This is a genomic window from Paenibacillus tarimensis (assembly GCF_021532315.1).
Lineage (GTDB): Bacteria > Bacillota > Bacilli > Paenibacillales > Paenibacillaceae > Paenibacillus_I > Paenibacillus_I tarimensis.
On the sequence record NZ_JAKGAO010000011.1, the window covers coordinates 72,505 to 94,671 of the forward strand.

The 22,167-nt window shown below is 48.1% G+C and carries 10 protein-coding genes; all 10 read right to left on the bottom strand.

The window, feature by feature from the left end:
- Positions 1–33: 33 nt before the first annotated feature.
- Entirely contained in the window at positions 34–2,790 is a 2,757-nt protein-coding gene (locus tag L1N82_RS10985) for a stalk domain-containing protein (protein WP_235287438.1), read from the bottom strand.
- A gap of 198 nt (positions 2,791–2,988) precedes the next feature.
- Entirely contained in the window at positions 2,989–7,329 is a 4,341-nt protein-coding gene (locus L1N82_RS10990; RefSeq protein WP_235287439.1) for an Ig-like domain-containing protein, read from the bottom strand.
- 223 nt (positions 7,330–7,552) lie between these two features.
- Positions 7,553–8,755 carry a methionine adenosyltransferase gene (gene metK, locus L1N82_RS10995; RefSeq protein WP_235287440.1) on the bottom strand — a complete coding sequence of 401 codons (1,203 nt, stop codon included), beginning with the start codon at positions 8,753–8,755 and terminating at the stop codon, positions 7,553–7,555.
- A gap of 150 nt (positions 8,756–8,905) precedes the next feature.
- Positions 8,906–9,178, bottom strand: a complete 273-nt coding sequence (locus L1N82_RS11000) for an alpha/beta-type small acid-soluble spore protein (protein ID WP_235287441.1) — start codon at positions 9,176–9,178, stop codon at positions 8,906–8,908.
- Positions 9,179–9,281: 103 nt separating this feature from the next.
- Positions 9,282–9,785, bottom strand: a complete 504-nt coding sequence (locus tag L1N82_RS11005) for a hypothetical protein (RefSeq protein ID WP_235287442.1) — start codon at positions 9,783–9,785, stop codon at positions 9,282–9,284.
- Positions 9,786–9,858: 73 nt separating this feature from the next.
- Positions 9,859–12,375, bottom strand: coding sequence for a hypothetical protein (locus L1N82_RS11010; protein ID WP_235287443.1), 2,517 nt, complete (start codon positions 12,373–12,375; stop codon positions 9,859–9,861).
- A 212-nt stretch (positions 12,376–12,587) separates the two neighbouring features.
- Positions 12,588–15,371, bottom strand: coding sequence for an S-layer homology domain-containing protein (locus tag L1N82_RS11015; RefSeq protein ID WP_235287444.1), 2,784 nt, complete (start codon positions 15,369–15,371; stop codon positions 12,588–12,590).
- Positions 15,372–15,886: 515 nt separating this feature from the next.
- Entirely contained in the window at positions 15,887–19,975 is a 4,089-nt protein-coding gene (locus L1N82_RS23455; RefSeq protein ID WP_235287445.1) for an S-layer homology domain-containing protein, read from the bottom strand.
- A 162-nt stretch (positions 19,976–20,137) separates the two neighbouring features.
- Positions 20,138–21,274: a glycosyltransferase family 4 protein gene (locus L1N82_RS11025; RefSeq protein WP_235287446.1), complete on the bottom strand. Its 1,137-nt coding sequence runs from the start codon at positions 21,272–21,274 to the stop codon at positions 20,138–20,140.
- Between the two features lie 102 nt (positions 21,275–21,376).
- A complete protein-coding gene (locus L1N82_RS11030) occupies positions 21,377–22,087 on the bottom strand; it encodes a WecB/TagA/CpsF family glycosyltransferase (RefSeq protein WP_235287826.1) in 711 nt (236 codons plus the stop codon).
- Between the last annotated feature and the right edge of the window lie 80 nt (positions 22,088–22,167).

The following is a 22,167-nucleotide window of genomic DNA, read 5'->3' on the forward strand; positions in this document are numbered from 1 at the left end:
TCATACCATAAAACACGTTCGGGATGCCCGGGATCATTGGATCGTTATTGTTTTAGTTGTTCCTTCCCATTTTACACTCATGCCAAGCTGTTCCGACACCAATCGAACTGGGACTAAAGTGCGCCCATCCCGGACAATTGGCGATTGGTCCGCCTCGTTTCGTACGCCGTTTATAACAAAAGCCTTCTTGCCCAGCCACATATCCAGCATTCGGTCGCCGCGGATAGCCGTTGCACGCTTGGCCGGCTGATCCCAGTCTACCTGGCCGCCCATCGTATCAGCCACAAACCGCAGCGGCAGATAAGTCACACCCTTTAATGCTATTGGCGCTACATCAAGCTTAACCTTTTCCCCGTTCACGGTCGCCGATTTACTGCCGAGCTTCAGTATGACTTTGGCTTTGGAAGGGGCTGCAGTCACCGGATATTGTACGTTAATATTGTCAAAAGCCAGCTCGCCGGACGGCTCCCGTTCATCCTGTCCCTCGGCAAGTGTGACTACGTACAGATTTTTCAATTTAACCGGGTAGGCAATTCCTGTAGACGGAAATGCCGCTTTCACAGTCTTCCAGCCTGTCCAGCTAATCGCATCCGCCAAGGTCACCAGATGCTCCTTCCCGTTGGCGTCTACTAGTGTGGCCCGCAGCCAGTTTCGTCCCGCATCGCCGTATACATCCAGACTGAAGCCGTTAGGCGTCCCCGCAAGCGGGATACCTCCCCCACTGCTGTTGAGTACGGCGTAGGCCGCCTTGGTCTTATTCTCCGTACTTCCCTGGAAGTCATAGCTGAACTTCAGCACCTTGGAAGTCTCTCGGCCGCTGTAGCCTGTTACGAGCTGCACCGAGCCCTTCACACCGGCAGGAGTGCCGCTGGTTGTAATGCCATAGCTGACCTTCTCAAAGTCTTCCAGCCGCTGGTCAGTCGTTCCACCGGCAGACATCACCAGCACAGCTGAGTAGCCGTCATAACGTGCGATTGCATAGCCGGCCTTCGTTTCTGGCTTCACTGTATCAACCGTAAGAATGCCATCCTTCACGCTCCCGGTAAATCCGATGAGCTCCCACTTCAGCGACGCAGCCGGCACATGATATGCTTTCCCATCCTCCAGCACTGCCGTTACCGGTACCTGAACCGAAGAGCCTGCGTTCAGAACTGTGGACGATGCATTGATCGTCAGCTTATTAATCTTCGCTTCCCCTACCACTTCAATCGGGAGCTTGCTCGATCCCGTCCCGGATTTTACGGTCAAGTTCGCCTCTCCCGGCTTAATGCCCGTCACAGTCCCGTTATTCACTTTGGCTACCCCCGTCTTGTCAATACTCCAGGAGGCAGTGATGCCCGATGGGTCTACCGGATTATAGTACGTATCATAGGCTTTCACGCTATAGGCTGCCTGCTCGCCGATGAAGAGCGTCTGTTTGCCGCTGGCCGTGATCCCTTTTACTGAACCCTTGGGCGCTAATGTATAAACGCCGATGCCGTTAACGACCGGACGCTGATACGTCCCCCCGCTGTTATCTTCCGTCGGATGCGACAGCTTAATATTGAATTCACCGAGCGGGCGGTCTACCATCGTTGTCGAGCCTCCGCCATCGAGATTTACGCCCTTCCAGACCCCCAGCTTCACCATCACGGATTGAAGCTCCGACAGCGTCATTCCCTTACTGCTTCCGAAATCCTCCACCGTGATAAGATAAGCCTTCTTCCCATCCCTGGAATAGCCCGCAGCCGTCCTCGCCCGGTCCGAGTTAGGGCTGATCCCGCTCACGCTACGTGAATAGGAGGCCGCCTTACCTTCATTGACGAGAATAGTATGTCCGCCCACCATGAATTGAAAGGCTGATTCCGTATAGCTCTTCCCTGTTGTCACCGACTTTAGCTGGTAGTCGCTCTGAACCGGTGAGCCAACTGTCAGATTCTCGCGGACAAACTTGGCTGCCGTTCCATGGGCCCGGAGAATATAGCCATCCGCCGGAGCATTGGCCGCAAGCGAAGCGTTATCCGCTATCTGTGTGACGATCCCGTTCTGTACCAGCACTTCCGTTGGTGAAGTGGCACTAAGCACTGTATTCGGACGCTGAGCCGCCGTCCAGCTGCTGGTGTAGATATATAATGCGTTAGCATGACTATATGCATTATCGGGGGCCATCCGGTAAGATGACTCGTTAATGCCCGTGAGCGGAAAAGCAGCTCCGTTCGCTGCCGTCACGGTGCCCTCGAACGTAAATTGATCCACCATCGGCACCTTATCTGCTGTTACCGCAAACATATACATGCCCTGAATACGCTTCGGGCTCTTCACTAATTTACCGCTCGTAATCTGCGCGCCGAAAGGCACGGCCTCCGAGCTGCCCGTATCGAAGAAATCCGCATTAATGCCGGCCACGGCCCCGGTGTCCTTTGCCATCTTCATGACAGTGGACTTGCCCGGAAGGCTGCTGTTTCCGTTCATGGCATTAAGCTGGACATGAGGATTCGTCAGATCAACCTCAATGACGTGAATGTTAGCTGTATCCGTTTCACCGCTGCGTACAGAGGTCCACTTGTAATCCTTGCGTACCGCGCCAGATGTAATAATATTTTCGGCAAGAAGTTTTAACTGCTCGTTCCCCACAGCAGCCGCAGCTGTGCCGCCCAGCGTGATCCCTGTTCCCGCCATAAGGCCGGAAGCCCCTGGCTGAACCAGCAGTGCGCTCCCGAGTGCGAGTACAAGCAGTGTTTTTGCCGCCTTCTTCCGCTTTCCTGGCCGCAGTTGTCCGTTCCCGCTGCTGTGATATTTCAATCTATGCATAACCGTTTCATCGCTCCCATTCTAAAAGTCTATTAGTAATAGACTCCTAGAGGGAAGAAAAAGTTCCGCTAGATTAGAAGACTCTCATTTAGCAAAAGCTTCAAATAGAAAAAAACGCCCGGAATCCTATAGATAGATTCCAGGCGTTTATTGGTCATTTTCTCAATACTAATTTTTGGTGCAGGTCAGTTCCTTACTTTAAACATCCATAAAGTCTACATAATCGAGCAGACGTTTAATCATCACGGCCGCCTGGGCACGTGTGGCATTTGATTTCGGACTGAAAACAGTGGAAGATGTGCCGTTGATCAATTCGCTTGATACGGCTTTGGCGATATCCACCTGCGCCCATGGTGAGATCGATGTGCGGTCCTTGAACCGGGACAGGACCGACAATGTCGTTCCCGAGAGGGTCAGATCCTTACCGGCGGTATTAGCCGCCCGCACCAGCATGGCCGCAATCTGCTCTCTTGTAATCGGAGCATTAGGTTTGAACGTGCCATCCGTGTAGCCCTGGATAATCCCAGCCTTAGAAGCCGCTCCGATATACGCGGCCATGGTCGTCGCGGTGTTCACGTCCTTGAATTTGGCAGCCGCCGCCTTATCTCCAGCGAGGCCAAGACCTTTGGAGATGTAAGCTGCGAACTCACCCCTGGTAATCGCTTTGTCCGGTTCGAAGGCTGAAGCTGTTTTACCTTCCGCTACGAACTTATTTACCATCAATAGGACATCGTTGCGTCCCCAGTGCTTCTCAACATCTTTATAGGTCGTTGTTCCCTTAACAGCTGCAAATGAGCTGCTGATTTTGCTCTTAAATGTAATCAATGTGTAGCCGTCAGTCTGCGTCATCTTGGTCGGTGCATAAGACAAGATTCCCGTCTGCGGATCAAGCCATACCATACCGCTCTGACGCGGCGTAATAGCTTGAGCCGTCCGGATCGTGCGCGTGACATAGTCCTTGAATGCCGGAAGCTCAATATTTGGTCCATTATTGTGAAGAAAGGTTTGGTATATGACCGGACTTGTCATCAACTGTGCCTGAGATCGGTTAATGGCCGAGGTCAGCTCCGCCGTCTGAGTGGAGGTTGTCGGCTCCATCTTCAGCAGCAGATACCCGACCGTCCCCCCTGCGTTAAGCAGCTTGGCAGTTTCTGCGTAATCAATTGCGGATACAGGCACCTCATAGGTGGTGTCTTTGTACTTCACAATGAATGCCGCGTCAGCTGTCATACTCTTCACTTCTTCCAAAGCCCGCAGTGGTACGGCTACTACTGCCGCCCGTTCGGTCTCCGGTACGGCGAAGACAACGCGCCCTTTCGATGCACTTGAATTCCTTGCTGCACTGAATGCTGAAGACAACTTTTCGTTGGTAATCGTGTAGCGGTTAACCGTCATTCCCGTAGGCGTCGTATCTGAGGTAACCATAGCGCCCGCCTTATCCATCTGAATGGCGCCGTCGGTTGCCTGTGTCACACCATCGGGCAGCGTAACGGCTGTACCTGTGCCTGCCGTCTGGTTCAAAGCTGCGTTATCCATAAATCCGGGTATCGTTGTCCCGCTAGATGTACGGAGACCGATGCCCGAATTATAATAGCTTACGGTTACGACCTCGCCTGCCAGCACAGGCGAATGCAGAGTCAAGTATACAGAGGTTCCTGATACCATTACGGAAGCCACTGACCGAAGTGAGCCGCCCACCTTAACCGTAAATTGACTGGACAGCGGCGTGTATGCCGCATCAAGTGCCTGTGGGTAGGTAATCAAGATCTGGCTGCCGCTCGCATACAAGCCGCTGTACGTGCCCGTCGTGACGACGCCTGCGTTCATGCCACTGAATGGCAGTGCTGCATTGCCCGAAGCATCTGAAACGGCAGGTGTGCCTCCTGTGTAGCTGACAAGGACGGACTGTCCCGCTGTCACTTCCGAAGCCAGTGTTAACAGGACGGTTCTGCCTTCAACTCGTACATTCGTTATAGTCCGGCTGGTACCGTTAACAACCACTGTGAATTGACTGGCTGCAGGTACCCGCGCGGTGCTTAACGCCTCATCGTAGGTGAGCGTTACGGTAGATCCATTTACCGCAGCGCCCGTAATGACTGGCGCTCGCGTATCCAGGTTGTTTACAACACTGAATCCTGAGAATGCCTGTACGCTGTTGCCGCTTAAATCCTTAAGAGGGTAAGAACCAGGCGTATAGCTGACCGTAACGCTCTCGCCGTTGCCCGCCGCACTGCTCAGGGTAAGCGTCAGAGTCGAATTCGATCCGCTGATTTGCTGAACGTACCGTGCCGAACCACCGATCATGACGGAGAATTGGCTCCCTGCATAAGGAGATATTGTATTAAGGCTCTCATTAAATGTCAGGGTCAGCGTATTCCCGACTATCGTTCCGCTGGTTGGACGCGGCAGCACGTTATCCGATGTATTCGTTACTTCGTAATTATTAAAGGCTATTGCTTTGTTCTCGGAAAGGTCCTGTACCGCTTTGGAATCCTCTGGCACCGTGTAGGATATCTTCACCGTCTGTCCGAAGACAACTCCGCTCTGCAGTGTTACGAAGACGGTCTGACCTTCAACTGACACTGCTGTTACAGCTCTGGATACACCATTGACTGTGACATAATAGCTGCCGGGATACGGATAAGCACTCTTGGCCAGCTCCTCATTGTAGATCAAGGCAATCTTAGATCCGCCTGACATCTGCGCACCCGTAAGTGCTGGTGCCGTCCGGTCTGAGCCGATGGTTTGGAATGTCCACTCATAAGGATTCAGAATACCGCCAAATCGGTTCCCGGACATATCCGTAATCGAATCTGCAGCTATTTCCACGTAATAAGAAGTGGCTGCCGCCAGTCCTGCGTCACCTTGAGCTGGCGTAATTACTAGTTTGCGATTATCTTCCGGGCTTATGCTGAGGGTCGTCGCTATACTGGTCTGGCTGCCATTCATAGCTGTTGATGCCCGTTTGATGACAACCCCTGCCGGATTGGCAATACTGATGGGCTTGCTGAAGGTGGCTGTGAACTGTGAGTCAAGTCTGACACTGTTCGTGCCGGCAACAGGCGACAGAGATACGATCGTAGGAACTGTGCTGTCAGAGCTTGCCGTAAATTTCCATCCGTTCGTGTCGTGAATACCCACATAATAATTTCCTGAGGCATCCACGAAGGCTGAGCTTGATACCTGGACATAATATTGCGAGCCATTTACAAACTGCAAGCCTGTTTTAACGTTAATTTTCGTCGTGCCACCGCCCGTAACCTGATTGGAGGTTACAGGAATTGAAGTAAAGGTTGTGTGGTTGGCTGCATTACGAATTGTGATCGAACCGCTGCCCGGGAATACCGGTTCATCGAAGAGCAGCTCCAGTTCCCCCGCCAATATAGCCACTGTTCCATTTGGCTGAGGCTTCAGCCCTTCCCTGACGAGCTGCGGCGCTCTGGTATCGGAGCTTAGCCCTGTAGAGAAGTTCCATGTGCTGGCATCATAGATTCCCTGAAACGCTACATCTCTTGCAGCTTCGTAGACCAGCACCCCCGCATCCACCAATATGTAATACGCCGTGTTCCCTTCAAGCGCGGCAGAGAAGGATGCTGTATTGCCTGTAACTGTTACACTGCTCAGTGGAATCGTACGCACTGTCTCATTGTTGGCAAGCTTGTTGATTTTAATCGAGCCGCTGGTGCCTTTGACAATATTGGCATTAAAGGTCATGCTGAACTGCGGACTTGTTGAAACAGCATAGGCATTGTCCTCTGGTTTTAGTACTGGCATAGGCATCGGTGGGGCAGATGTGGTAAACGTCCAGCCGCTATACGCCGCAAAGCTGTTGCCCGCCGTATCCTGGAATGCACCTGCTGTAATGGATACCGAATACGAGGTATTCGATTTGAACGCTGTCAGCGGGGTGATGCGTATCTTATTAGTTCCTCCCCCCTGGACATTGGAGGATAGGACGCCTACGGTCTGGGTATCACCAGCCGAAGCAAACGTTACGGTACCGTTCGATGCAACGACCGGCTTGTTAAAGGTCAGTTCCACATAAGCGCCCGCATAGCTGACCGCTCCAGAGACCGGATACTGCTCCGTTACTACTGGAGCTGTCGTATCGCTTGCAGCAACCGTGAAAGACCAGTCCGTCGCATTGCGGATACCCGCATAGCTCTTACCCGAGTTGCTGACAAAGGCTCCCTCGTCTACAAGCACATAGTAGCTGGCGTTCACCAGCATATTTTTCTCTGGATCAATCGTCACTACCTTGGGATTGGTAGGCGAAATGGAGACTCTGCTGCTCGTCGCCACGGTATAGGACTCGACAATTTCATTAGTCGCTACATTCCGGAGCGTAATAGCGGCTGCTCCGCTTCCTTTGGTCACATCCTCATCAAATGTCAGTGTCAGATTACTGCCTGGCGAAATATGAACAGCCTTGTTCGCCGGGTATGTAGCAAGCAGCAGCGGGCCGTCTGATCCTGCTGATGCTTGTGGCAGTACCTGTCCTAACGGCGCTGTACCCAGTTGGATCATGACGATCGCCATTAAGCTTAGAATGAACTTCTTCCCTTTCCAGAACAAACCGGATCACTCCCCATAAAATTACACTTGTATCTTTATTGTCGGTTTTAACCAGTACGAACTTTAGGTTTTAGACGAAGTGTTAATATCTTCATGCAAAAAAGCCTGCATCCAGCTAATGCTGTTTGCAGGCTTCTATGGTTAGAACACATAATATAGAACGACTAGTTACGACTAGTTTAAGACCTTACAGACCAGCGTCAGCTTTCAGCTTGTCCGCTTTGTCTACACGTTCCCATGGCAGATCAATGTCCGTACGGCCGAAGTGTCCGTAAGCTGCTGTCTTGCCGTAGATCGGACGACGCAGGTCGAGCATCTTGATAATGCCTGCAGGACGAAGATCAAAGTTGCTGCTGATGATTTCAACCAGCTTCTCTTCGCTTACACGGCCTGTGCCATATGTATCGACACTGATCGATACCGGGTTGGCAACGCCAATCGCATAAGCCAGCTGAATCTCACACTTGTCTGCCAGACCAGCTGCCACAATGTTCTTCGCAACATATCGGGCAGCATAAGCAGCAGAACGGTCTACCTTTGTAGGATCCTTACCGGAGAACGCACCGCCGCCATGGCGAGCATATCCGCCGTACGTGTCGACGATGATTTTACGGCCGGTAAGACCTGCATCACCCTGTGGTCCGCCGATTACAAAACGGCCAGTTGGATTAATGAAATATTTAGTCTCATTGTCGAGCCACTCTTCCGGAACGACAGGGCGGATAACATGCTCGCGGATATCCCGCTGGATCTGTTCAAGTGTAATCTCTTCAGCATGCTGAGTCGATACAACGATCGCGTCGACACGGACTGGTTTACCGTCCATATACTCAATTGTAACCTGCGTCTTACCATCCGGACGGAGGTACTCAAGTGTGCCATCCTTACGCACTTCTGCAAGGCGACGGGAAATGCGGTGTGCAAGCGCGATCGGCAGCGGCATCAGTTCAGGGGTTTCATTGGAAGCAAAACCAAACATCAAACCTTGGTCGCCTGCACCGATATCCTCGTTCTCCTGCTGCACATCTTTGCCTTCGCGCGACTCGAGCGCTGCGTTGACGCCTTGGGCGATATCAGCGGACTGCTCGTTGAGGGAAGTCAATACGGCGCATGTACTTGCGTCAAAGCCATATTTCGCACGGGTATACCCGATATCTCTAACTGTACGGCGCACAATCGATGGAATATCCACATAATCAGCCCGTGTGCTGATCTCGCCGATGACGAGCACCAGACCTGTAGCAACCGAAACTTCACACGCAACCCGCGCGTAAGGGTCAACCTCCAAAAATGCATCTAATACCGCATCCGAAATCTGGTCACAGATCTTGTCCGGATGTCCTTCCGTAACCGACTCGGATGTAAATAAGTGCCGACCTTTCATCGTCATCCCGTATCGACCTCCTATAAATAGTATGAGTACAAGGCGTACCGTCTACACAAAAAATGAACCTTTTCCATGATGGAAAAGGTTGTTAGACAACTCTTCTAGGACAGTATGATACCGGATATGTTGCTTGATGTCAATTAAACACTGCTATTATAGCCCTCTGAGCACCTGTTCAGCCTGTTGCACGAGCCGTCTTGTAATCATACCGCCAACTGCGCCGGCATCACGGCTGGCGATTGTCGGCCAATCGACTTCACCATATACAGCAGCCGGTGACGAGCCAAGCTCGCCAGCGAACTCGCTGCTAAGGTCGCCAGTCACTCCCTTGGTCAGGCCAAGCTCTGCGGCAATCTCATACTTCATAACATCCAGTGCCTGACTACACCCGGGTACTACCTTCAGATTATTTCGGTTACGCGCCATTACGGCACCCCCTTAGCGGTTGATGCCAGTAGTATATGGAGCGATCCAGATACTCAAGCGTATAAGATGTTGTCACCAGGGGAAAAATGTCTCATTCACGCTATTATTTTATTTCGTAACCGCCACGAACCATTACCGTCAGGCTGGAATCAACTCCGGGGGCCGTCATAATGCCGCGCCCGCCTCTCGGAAATAGAATTAGGTGGTTATTCGGGACGGGCTTGCCGTTCGTGATATCCTTGCCATCCGTTACATCAGCGATGCCATTGGAGTCTTCGCTATAGGCTACTGCTTTGCCAGCACGTACCACGACCTCTGCACCATCCTTGGCAATCAATATTTTACCTGCCTTAACGGTTACAATCTCTATAGCACCGCTAGATGTATTAGAAGGCTGCTGCGCGCTGGCACCCGTATTGCCGCCTGCTGCAGCAGCCACTTTCTGATCGACATAACTCTTCGTCACAACCGGATCATCAACAGAGCCAGGTGTAATCACTTCGGAATCTGCATGAAGCTCTCTCTCCGGTGACAATATGGTTCCTGCCCACATACCGATCCCCAGAATTACGGTTGCTGTCATCATCCTAGCCACTTTGCTATTCAATGAATTGGCTCCTTCCTATCTAGCATCTCCTATTTATCATACTAGAATTTGAAAGGTATGACTAGCTTAAGGTCTACGACTGATCCTTCTCATACCAGGTCAGCTGTTTAGATGCAATTAATATCTTAGCGTCATTAATGACATCATAAACATTGATTGTATAGTCCTTGTACTCATTAATTTTCTCAAGTATTGCAGTATCTTTAAATGTAACGGTGGTATGCAAATTGCTGCCTTCTGATAAGAACTGAGATGATCCTTCGGATGCAGATACTAAATCATAGGTGGTCCTGTACGTTGATTTATTGAAGCCATGGTCAACAAATTCAAACATGATTTTGTGCTTGGTAGCAATGTAATCATATTCTCCTGATTTGGTGAGTTCATAGTCAAAGTCAAGCTTGACTCCGTCAACTGAACTGCCCTCTACCGACAGGGTATTGTACAGATTTCGCAGCGATAGATTATATCCACCAATTTCGAGATTTTTGAAATCAGTCTTGACTTTGGTCTCAGTGTTTAATTTATATGCTACAGGCTTAACAATAACCGTTCCCGTTTCGGCAGCTGCGCTATCTGTACCTGTTCCCGTTGGCGTTGTTTCAGTGATAGCTTGTCCCACGACCAGCTTATAGTTAGTAGAATCAAAATTACGGTTTAATTGTCCCCAAGCTGATAACAAGACTCTGCCGTCAGGCAGTACTTTTTCTTTTACTTTTGAAACTTCGACCGGGATTACTACACCTTGACTGTCTTCAATATAAGCACCAATATTTCCAATCACAGCTGCTCTTGATTCCTTATTAACAGCCGCAAATTCGGCATAAAAATATTTCGATGTATTAGAGGTATATACGGATGACTTTACGACATCAACACTTGTTCGCCGTCCCACACTTTTAATCTCGTAAGTTTGATTCGCTCGGTACAATGGTATTGTACTAACCGTCTGACTCTTGAACTGATAAAGAGTTTTTGATGACTTGTCATCAATCGGTGTAGTGAGAACGAAAGTTATATCGTCAAATGAGGCTGTATAAGGAATTTCAGAATAAACGACTAGGCTGTAAGTTCCGTTTGAAGCAATACTAATAGTATCATCCAGTTTGACAACTTTTGCATCAGAATTAACCTTCACACCATTTATCATGAAATAACCTGACAGATTCGGTGTCGCTTTGGAAGATGGGCTTATGTTCTTTATTTGTAATTCCGCGACTAATAAATCGTTATCCTTCTGAGGAGAACGCTGCACAGAGGCCATCTTGATTTCATATGTTTTATCATGTGTGTAAGCACCGCCTACAGTTCCTACTTGCGTAGACGCGGATAATAAATAAGTACCGATTACATAACTTTTTGTTGATTCAGTAGCTGCCTGGCGCACGACCAGTTTACTCGTTTTGGGATCTACCTTTGCTGCAATCTGCCCCGTAAGGCTGATCGTTTTCTCAATGCCCGGAAGAAGCTTTGCTCCCTCTTCTTTGGTGTAGGTAAGCGGGTATTCTTTACCTTCCTTAGTACGAAGCGCAAACTCCAAGGATGGCATTGCAATTGAAGTAGAATCTGCATTAGTAAGCGAGTAATCAAGCGTAACATTGCTCTGGGTTTCGGAAGCGTCTACGTACACTGTACCTGCAGAAGTCTTCACACTTCTTCCATCCATGAAGATCGCTCTTGACTTATCTGCGCCCACGGCTGACGAAGCTTTCAGAACCGGCATACTAAATGCACCATTAGCCAAATTAACCTTATTCGTCTCATCTAAGGTATAGGTATGCAGGGTTAGATTCTTGCCTAGTAAAGCCAGAGGAACTTCAGCTGTTAGATTGACGATCTTCCTCTGTCCTGGTTGAATAGTCTGATTCGCTAGTGATGAAGCATCCACATCATATACGGAATAACTTGATGACTGTAAGGCGAATTTCAACTTAGAGAGATCTGTACTCGAATATCCCACATTTTCTAACAAGAAACTGAGTGTTACATAAGCTGCATTGCTATCTTGGGTCACATAAAACTGTTTAAGTGCCCCTTTGATCTTGTTGCCGTTGAACTGAACTGTCTGGGCCTTAAACACAGGAGCCACCAATACTGAGGACGAAGAGTAGTTTATGGATCCAATTCTTCTTTCATAATTAGGGGCGCTGAAATCCCACTTAATTACGTCAAAGACCAGGTCTTTAACCTTTGTTCCTTTATCAACGATTACGTAATAAGTCAGATCCTTGGTAGTGTTCGGCGTTACTCTTGTTTCCTCTTTACTTTCCGTAGATGCTTTACCTGTGAACACCTTACCTGATTTTCCTCTTACCCGTATAAAATAATCAAGCAAGTCTAATGACTTGGTCCCATTATTAGTAATGGATACAGTGTACGCAGCCACAAGTCCTTGCTCTTGCATTAATAAGTGGATGTCTTTAATCGCCATCGTACTAGTTGCGTTCAGCTTAACACTTTTGACTGCTTTAACTGCTGCAGCCTCAGCTATGTGACTGGATTGAAATGGATCTAACACCATGGTGGGCTGCATTAGCAGAGCGATTGCTGTAGCAGTTGTTATCCCATGCCTCAATAATTTGCCTTTCAAAGCTATTCCCCCTATCAACTATTTCCTAATAATTAGACGGTTAAAAGCCGTACTTTGTTTCGTTTCCAAGAGAATCTTATGTATAAAATTACATGATAAACATGAATGAGTTATGAATAACGTACTAACTGCACATAATAAAACAAGGGACATCCCTTGTCCGAAGACTTAGGATGTCCCTGTGTGTCGGTTAAACTATCCAGAAATCCGAATTAGTTAACAGTTACGCCTACAGTACCGATAACGCCGTTAGCAGTGATGTAGGAGATTGTAGCGGAACCTTGACCAGCTTTCACAACAGTGCCATCAGCATTCAGCTGAAGGACATTTCTGTCGGAAGATGCCCATGTGCCATTAGCATAGTTCGTAATATCCACACCGTACTGATCCACAACTTTAAGATCATCAATGATTGTGGAGATAGTAGGGTTAGCCAGGCTCAGAGCTACTTCAGTTTTGTCGAATTCTACCTTAGCTGCTTGAGGAGCTGCATCAGAAGCTTTCACAGTCTTCTCAGCAATCTTCGTTGCACCATTGTAAGCAGTGATTGTTACTTCACCGTTAGCTTTACCAACCAGTTGCTTGCCTTCAACTGCAACAACACCCAGGTTGCTGGAAGTTACAGCAGTATAGAAGCGAGCTTGGTCGATTGCTACAGTCTTACCGTCAGTTGTTTTACCAACCAGTTCGATAGACTCTTTGTACAGAGCTTTTCTAGCTTCGGACATACCGTTTGCTGGAACGTGTACGGAGTTCACAGAGTTCAGGTCCTTAATTTCGAAGGAAGTTACTCTGTTGTCAGCTACAACATATACAGTTGGGTTGATTGTCGAACCCTTAACGTATTCAGTTTCGCCGTTCTTTTTCAGACCGATTGTCAGCGTAGTGCTCTTAACACCTGCGTTATCATTGATAGGTTGACCAATAACTTTGCCATCATAAGTTACAGATACTACGGAAGCATCCTTAGGGGTAGCTACGATGCTGTAACCAGTCAGCTTAGTCATTGTACGGCCATAGTTGTCAATAACTTTCACGCTGTCGATGTCAACAGTGTCCGAACCGTTAACGCCATAGTACAGAGCCAGATCGTTAACTGCAGAAACTTGCTTCGGAACAGCTGCTTCTCTGACCGTCAGGTTCAGAGTGCTGGTCATAGGAGTTTGGTTAACCGTAACATGGACATATGCTGCACCTGCAGTAGGGAAAGTAAGGCTCATTTCACCTTTAGAGTTGAATGTAGGTGTAACTTGTTGACCATTAAGGTTAACTTTCAATTGGTTCTTGTATTCAGCTTTTGCAAACTGAGATTGAGCAATTGCATTGCCATAGTTATCAGTTGCTGTGAAAGGAATTGTTACCGTTTCACCAGCAGCAATCAGTTTACCAGGGTTGCTCAGTTGGAACTTCGCAACTTTGGTTGTGTCAGCAACCACTACAGTGATACTTGTGGAAGCACCAGCGCTTGGGTTCATAACGTTGATCGTTGCAGTACCAGCTGCGTTAGCATTGAAAGTCAGTTTTCCTTCGTTGTCAACGCTGAAAGTAGAAGCGTCGATAACTGGAGTTGGTTGACCGTTAATGTAAGCATCACCATACACTGTGAAGATGAAAGGATCAAATACTACACGACGAGTTGGCTCGTTGTTCTCTGCAGACGATTTTTCGGAAGGCAGAGTGTATTTGTTGCCTTGAGCGTCTACGAACTCATAAGGCAGTACCAGACCAGTGTCGCCAGCAGTAATACGAGTGTTACCTTCCAACGGCTGAACTGTACCCAGTTTCAGGGATACGATCGCGCTAGCGTCAACAGCAGTGTAAGTTTTGCTGGCACTTACACCAGTACCTGTTACAATAGCGGATACGACGATTGCGTCGCCTTTTTGAACGTTAGGGTTGTTAGGTTCGCCAACAGTCATGTCAACAGATGTACCGCTAACATTCAGTGTACGACCTTTAGAACCATTGTAAGCGTTGATTTCCAAAGATGGATTAGTGATTTCTTCACCAAACTGGTTGAATACTTTCACACCCAGATCACGCTGAGCACCGATCATCAGGGATGCAGTACCGAACTCGATTTTTGCAGGAACAGCTTCAGTAACGTTTACTGTTTGTGCTGCGAAACCAGTAACTTCAACTGTGTACGTACCTGTGGACAGGTAAGAAGCAGTCAGCTTTACAGTTTTGTTGTCTTCAGAAAAAGTCTTAGTAGTTTCTACAGTAGTAGCATCATTCTTCACTGTGAATACCAGTTCATTCTTCTCTGCATCAGTCAGAGCGCGGTTGAATTCAACCGAAATTGCGGAAGCGCCAGATTGAGCAGCTTTAGCGATCGAAAGTTCGCCAACTGGAGCTTTAACTTCGCCACCAGAAACTACGTAAGCAGCTTCTACAAGCAGTTCGCGTGTAGCGTTTGACTTGTAGTTGGATTGTGCAGGGATGATGCCAGCTTCTACAGCTGCTGCAACATAACCTTTTGCCCAATCGCTTACAGTACCTTGAACTGCTACACTGGACTCTTCAAGACCAGCGGACAGAACAACTGTTTTAGCCATTTGCTCAACCGTTACTTTACCGTTCGGGTTGAACTTGTTCAGGCCAACACCTTCCATCAGACCAGCTTTAGTAACCGCACCGATAAAGCCAGCTGCCCAGTGACCCTTAGCAACATCAGTGTAGTTAGCTGCGGTTGCCTCTTGAGTCAGGCCGTTAACCAGTGCCAGAACTTTGGAGAATTCTGCACGAGTCATTTCTTTGTTAAGACCAGCAGTACCGTCCGGGTAACCCTCGAAGATACCAGCTTCTTTCAATGCATCAAACTTTTGTTGCGCAGTCAGCTCAGCTGCGGATGCCATGGATGCAAAAACGGAGAACACCATAGCGATTGCAACGAGCAAGGATAAACTTTTCTTCATAACCTTTTTTTCTCCTCCTCTAAAATGCTTCGGTTGTTGAGAGTTTTGTAAAGATAATTGATGGCTCGTTTCCCTCATCGGCCGATTCACCCCCTTCCCAGAGTAGAGCGCGATAATATAATTGATGTCTGCGTCCATGTTTAACCCTTTGTAAGAACATGTCGCAGAAACTCGTAAACACTAGAAGAAAATAATGGTAGAGCCCGTATAACACTATAACATTATACAATGGGTAATTTCTACCGTAAAGAGAAAGTTGCGATAACACTCTTTCAAGCATCCTTCCCGCTTCTCGTTTCGAGTCACATGTAATTAAACGCACGTTTCCCGAAAAAGTTGCGAGCCGGAGAAAAAAGTTTTAAAACTTTTTTTCTTCATGCGCTCAGCCGTCTCTCCGAAGCTTCTCAGAGAGCTCATTTTCCGAGTATCTAGCTTAGTATAGCTCGTACATACAACCTTCGTCGATGCAAAACATTTTCCATAGTAAAGGACGTTTACCGTCGAATCAAGGAAGATGTAACCCTGCAGCTTCTGACACGCAAAAGCCGGACAACCAGTAAACTGTTTGTCCGGCCGTTCACGGCTGCTTCCCGTTAATTGATTGCAGGGAGCTTTTTAAGGTCCTTCATCATCTTGGAGACAATAATGGCCGCGTCTGAACGCAGGAGATTGGAATTAGGCTCAAATACATAGCCTTTCTTCGGATCCTTCGCATCGACAGGAGAGCCTTGGATATAGCCCTTCTTAGCGATCGCTGCTACAGATGACTTTGCATAGTAACCAACGGATGCATGGTCCTTAAATGCCTTGGACAGAGCCGCATCAATCTTCTTCGGATCGGTTTCCAGCTTCATTTCCAATGCACGAGCAATAATGACTGCGCCTTCTGCTCTGGTCAATGTGTTACCCGGCTCGAAGGTACGCGGTTGTGTCCCGCGAATAATACCCTTACGAGCAGCTGTTTCTACATAACGGAAGTCCCACAGCGCATCAGGATTAATAATCCCTGGCACGTCGTCAAAATGAGGCTTGCTGAGCTCGTAATCGAGCGGCAGATCAAGCGCCTGAACCACCATGCGGGCAAATTCCCCCCGTGTAATGTACATATTTGCTCCAAACTCATCGAAACCAGCGGAGTTCATGACACCTTTGGAGTACATAGCCTCCATATAGTTCCGTGCATACGGATGACTTGTTATGTCTGTAAAGGAGTATACCATTTTGCCTACAACATAGTAGCCAAACTGGTCAAACGGAACGGTAATCGTATTTTTCTTGGCATCTACAACACCACCCATGTTCTCCCACACTTTGTTCTTTACGTCATAACGGAAGACGGTAATCATCGTGTTAATGCCTTCCCTCATGCTCGGATCAAAGCTCAAGGTCAGCTTGCCCGTCTTGGACGTTACCAGCTCACGCTCATCCGGACGGTCATCATAGGTTGGAATCTTCGTTCCTTTCGGTCCAGTAGCTCCAGGGAACTGATAAGGGTCCACCCCGTACGTCAGCGGATCATAGGTCCCTCTGGACAGTCCGCTGATATCATCAGCCAGACCGGCATCAATCCAGTAGACGTTGGACGCCTTCGTAAAGCGTGTCGGGTACGATACCCGGAATCTCGTGCCAAAGCCTTGCTGAATGGCGTCGAAGTTCGCAGGGAGCGTCTCAAACTCATGGCGGTCGACAACGCCGTCTTCACCATTAGCTATACCAAACAAAATCTTATGGTTCGTATATACCTGGTTCTTGAACTCAGCCGGTACATTATAATCACGGCGGACCAATGTCGTGCCTTTCGCGAAGGTCAGATTTACCGCGCCGTCAAATACTTTGTGCGAATTCTTCATTGCTTCCAAGTACTGTGCACCAGGTATGTTCGTAGGTGCATACACCACTTCGAATGAATCCGTTACTTTATCAGTGCCGCTGGTAATGGTGAACGAAATTTTGTTCGTGCCGACCTTCAGCTTATCCACTGTTACACGGAAAGCTTTTGTATAGTCTGGCACTGCGTCACCATCAATATCCAGGTTATTGACTTGCTCGGCTTTAAGCTTGTTCACTTCAACCGATTCAGCGCCGCTGGCGCTAATAATGACTTCAACAAAATTCTTGTTAACGATACGTTTGCCTGCTAACGGACGAACCAGCTCATATGGCAGCGCGATCGGGTCAACTTCGATACGGTAACTCGCCCGCGGGCCTGCTTTGCCAGAGTTATACACATAGATATTGTAGACGCTCGAGCTTCCATCAGCGTTCAGCTTCTGATCTTGAAGGATAAACGAGAATTGTTGGGTCTTGAGGTCATACCTCACAACTAGTCCGCCTACATTATTAGCAGTATTGGCTACATCAATCGTAGCATTTCCGGTTGGTTGACCGCTATCGTAAATCTCCAATCTTTTACTAAGATCCCATTCCAGGTTTCCGCCCGCATTCGTGCTCTCTATTCGAAGAATATAGTTTGCACGAGATAAAGCCGTAGTTGACTCCACTTTTGTCTTAACGGCGGAAGCCACTTGGCCTAGGTCAATAAAATCAAATGTACCGAATAGATGCATTGACTCACGTTTTGTAGTATAAATACTGCCGCTTTGCGGGAACTCCGGATCGTTGGGTGTCGGCGTATTTAGGTTAGTGCTGTAAGGGAACACACCAAGCGAGTCTTTAGCCGGAATCTCCGGTAAGTTATTCGGTATTAAATACAGTTTAAGCTTTTTCTCATACGAACTCTTGGCACCTTGGAAGACAATGCGAATTTCATTTTCTCCATTGAACAAAGCATCAAAAGCCGTTTTATGTGCCACAGATGGAACTAAGAAATCTTGTTTTGTCGTATTTTGAGTCGTTGGATTTCCTTGAACCATTTTGCCCTGTACTAAAGGAACAAGAGTGTTGTTAACGTACAGGAACACCGTCTGGGCTCTTCCATTTTCCGCTGCATAGCGGATTTCGCTGATATCATTAATGTTCTCCAGACGACCCGCAAGTGAATCCAACCGGGTCATGACCGACGACATTCTTGCACCATCAACTTCAGTTGTATCAACAGATAAATTCATCGTATCAAACAATTTATTAAAGGCAACGAAGGGACCGAACAGCAGGGTAGTTGTAGCTGTACCAGCGCCATTTACCCCTCCCAAGCTAAAACTAAGGGTTTGTGTTCCCTCGAAAGGCAGCTTCTTTGCCACAAGGATCGCTCTGTAGAATGTCCTAGGTGTACCATTAACTGTTCTGCTCACATAACCGGATGCTGTTGTATCAAGAGTTACTTCATAGTCCGTACCTGGATTTCCGTTTATATTCTTGATCTCATCAACAGCTACTGTCGGCGCAGTAGTCCCAGGATTACCTACGAGCACTTCAATAGCAATTGGCATGCCAAATTGGTTAGATCCATTTAACGGAGCTGCGCTCAAGCCATTAAATGTTCCGCCATCTTTGTACCCCTGAAGATAATTAATCTCATGGATATATGGTGCGTTCGCAGCCTTCAATGTAAAAGAAAGACCGCTTACCCCTTCAAACAGGGCCATCTTAGCTTCGTTTGGTGCTTCAAGACTCAGAGAATACAGCTTATTGTAAGTCAATGGCTCAGTTATATCAGCTGCTCCAAGACTTTTAGTGAATTCATATACGAAAAATGTATCCGTCGCTTGAGGATTGCCGGTAGGCAGGTTAGAAGACTTAAACGTCCCTGCATACGTATGTGCCGTGCCTGGCTTAGGTGAAAGATCATACTTAATGTCAATACCGTTCGTTATCGTAGGGAACGGAACAGGATCAAGAACATTGTCATTGTTCGTGTCGCGGCGTCCGCTCGGCACAATAACTTTACCCGTAACCTTCACCTTATCGATATCAGTAACCAAAAGCGTTGGACTATATTCGAGAGCCTCAGAATTAGTCGTACCATCCTCGCTAATATTCACATCAAAGAAGGTCACATTGCCGTTGTAGAAAGCTATTTCCCGTGTTGTTTCAACAGTTTGTGTTGAATTAAATACCCGGATGGTCACCAGGTTCTTGCCCTGTCTAAGGGTGATTGGCGAGGCTGCAAATGTATACCCGTTAGATGTGTTTACGGAGTAAGTTTTACTGCTCCCGTTAACAATAACAGTTACCTGCTGAGCATTCATCGCTTTACCTGTAATACTAATATCTGCTTGGCTTAATCCATTAGTTTGAGTCGAATGGACAACCGTAGTACCTGTTTCATTTAACGGAAAATTGTTTCCGTATAGACTGGCTACGAGATCAGAAAACACCGGGCCATTTCTAAAGTCAATGAAGAACGAACTGCTTACTTGTCCTCCGCCCTGGTTCCCCTTAAATGTGATCTGGTTCAAACCAGGGAATAATTGAACGTTAAAGACTTGAATATTAAAGCCGTTCACATAAACATTGCTCGTCAGGTTCTCTCTGGAAGCAGCCTTCTCTCCATTGATTAGCTGAATAACATCATACGTAATGGATGATGGATCAACATTACTGATTGAACCTGTTAAGGTAATCCTCTCTTCCGTTACGGTTGTAGGTGAACTTTGGTTTGTACTTATCCCATTAAAAGAAAAGTTCCCTGTGTTTGCTGAAACCTCCGAGGTACCTGTGTATGGCACCATTTGGAGGGCCATTGCGACGATTACTAGCATAATACTGAATTTCTTAAGCACGTTTAGCCTCCTCCGTTAGTCTTACGGTTTATCTGTACGTACCGTTAATATCGGCTATCGGTTCAGTAAACTTTAGGTTTTCGGCGGTTATTTTGACATAAAAAAGACTCCGTTTCCAAGGAAACGGAGTCTTCCACCTTTTATAGGAGTCAGATTAATTCCTTATTTCGTATTCGAATCGGTCTCGGTCTTCAGGCGAAGCCGCTGCAGCATATTGAGTACAGGACGTCTGGACTTATCGACGAGTCCAATCAGCTCGGCACCAATCTGCATCACAAACAGCAGGATAACGATTACGGCAAAGGTAACCCAGTTGGCTGCCGGGGACTGAACAACTGCCGCCTGGACAATTGCGCACGCACCGAAGAAAGCAGCGATGCCATAGATGATAAGGACTGTTTTACGATGACTGTACCCAAGCTCACGCAGGCAGTGATGCAAATGGCCCTTGTCGGGCGCAAAGATTGGCTTGCGCTGGACCATCCGGCGGACGATTGCAAAGAAGGTATCCGACAGCGGTACACCAATAATAAGCAAAGGCGTCACAAAGGATACAATGGTAACCTGCTTAAAGCCGAGCATAGACAGCGTGGCGAGACTGAAGCCCAGAAACAACGAACCTGAATCACCCATAAAAATCTTGGCTGGATGAAAGTTAAACACCAGGAAACCAAGGATACCGCCCAGCAGCAGAGTGCTCAGCAGAATGACCGGCTCAAAGCCCATCAGAACAGCCATCACTAGAATGGTACCAATCGCAATAGCCGACACGCCGGCTGCCAGACCATCTAGACCGTCAATTAGATTAATCGCGTTAGTTACACCGACAATCCAGAAGATCGTCAGCGGAATAGCAATCCATTCAGCAATCGGCTGCATGGAGGCACCGAAAGGTATGTTCAATAGATTAATTTTCACATCAAATCCAAACACTACAACACATGCTGCGGCAATCTGTCCCAGCAGCTTCACCTTCGCTGACAGCTCGAACCGGTCATCGAGTGCACCAAGCAGGACGATAATCGTGCCGCCGATCAGCATGCCCTTAATTAAGTTCATATCATAGCGGTTCAATAAACCATCCGGCAGGAATGGGTAGAGAAGCAGGAACGCCGCCACAAAAGCCGCATAAATAGCCAGCCCGCCCAGTCTTGGCATAATCCGCGTATGGACTTTGCGTGCGTTAGGTTTGTCAATCGCCCCCACTTTAAATGCTAACTTCTTGACCAACGGGGTCATGGCTAACGCAACAATTAATGCAATGACAAAACCTGTGACATAATAAACGCCCTCTGGCATCTCGACAACTCCCCTTTTTTTCTACCGGATAGAATTATACTCCGATCGAAAAATAATCTCCAACTCCGTTTTAAGGCGATTTTCACTGTTTTCATCAAATATTCACGGAGTTGGGCGGCGTTTTGTGACGTTTTCTTTCTCTCGGACGACTTTGAGCATGAATTTCGGAAGAACAAGCATCCTTTTGTACCTGCTAGGCTGCTGCAACAGCCGATAAAACCACTCGAGGCGCAGCTTCTGAAAGAGCACCGGGGCACGCTTCAGCTTGCCGGCGATAATATCGAAGCTGCCTCCTACGCCCATCATAACTGGAACGCCAAGCTCTTGCTTATAACGTCCAATCCAAGGCTCCTGGTTATCCAGCGCCCGGGCAACGAAGAGCATATCCGGGTTTGCTCTCCGGATTTCCTCAATGACCTTCGCATCCTCGCCCGGCCCGAAGAACCCGTTCCTGACACCCACAAAACGGATGAGCGGATATTGTTGTTTTAACCGTTCTGCGGACTCTTCTATCGTCTCTTGTGTTGTCCCCAGCAAAAAAACTGACCAGCGGTGCTTCTCGCCCGTCTCGAGGAGCCGATGCATCAGATCAAAGCCTGCTACTCGCTCCTTCACCGGCTGGCCTACGTATTCGGAAGCCCAAACTACACCTGCCCCATCCGGGACTATTAACTCTGCCTCCTCCATCACACGGTAATAATCCGGGTTCTCAAGACCCGCCATGACCATGATCGGATTGCCGGTAATAACCTGTGTAGGTATCCTAAGGTGGATCACATTGCTCAGGTAGTTTACAGTCTCCTGCATGTCCATCTTCGAGAACGGCAGCCCGTAGATGCTGACAGTGGGGTAGGATCTCGCCCCGCTGTCCTGCTGCTGACTGGCGTTCTTGT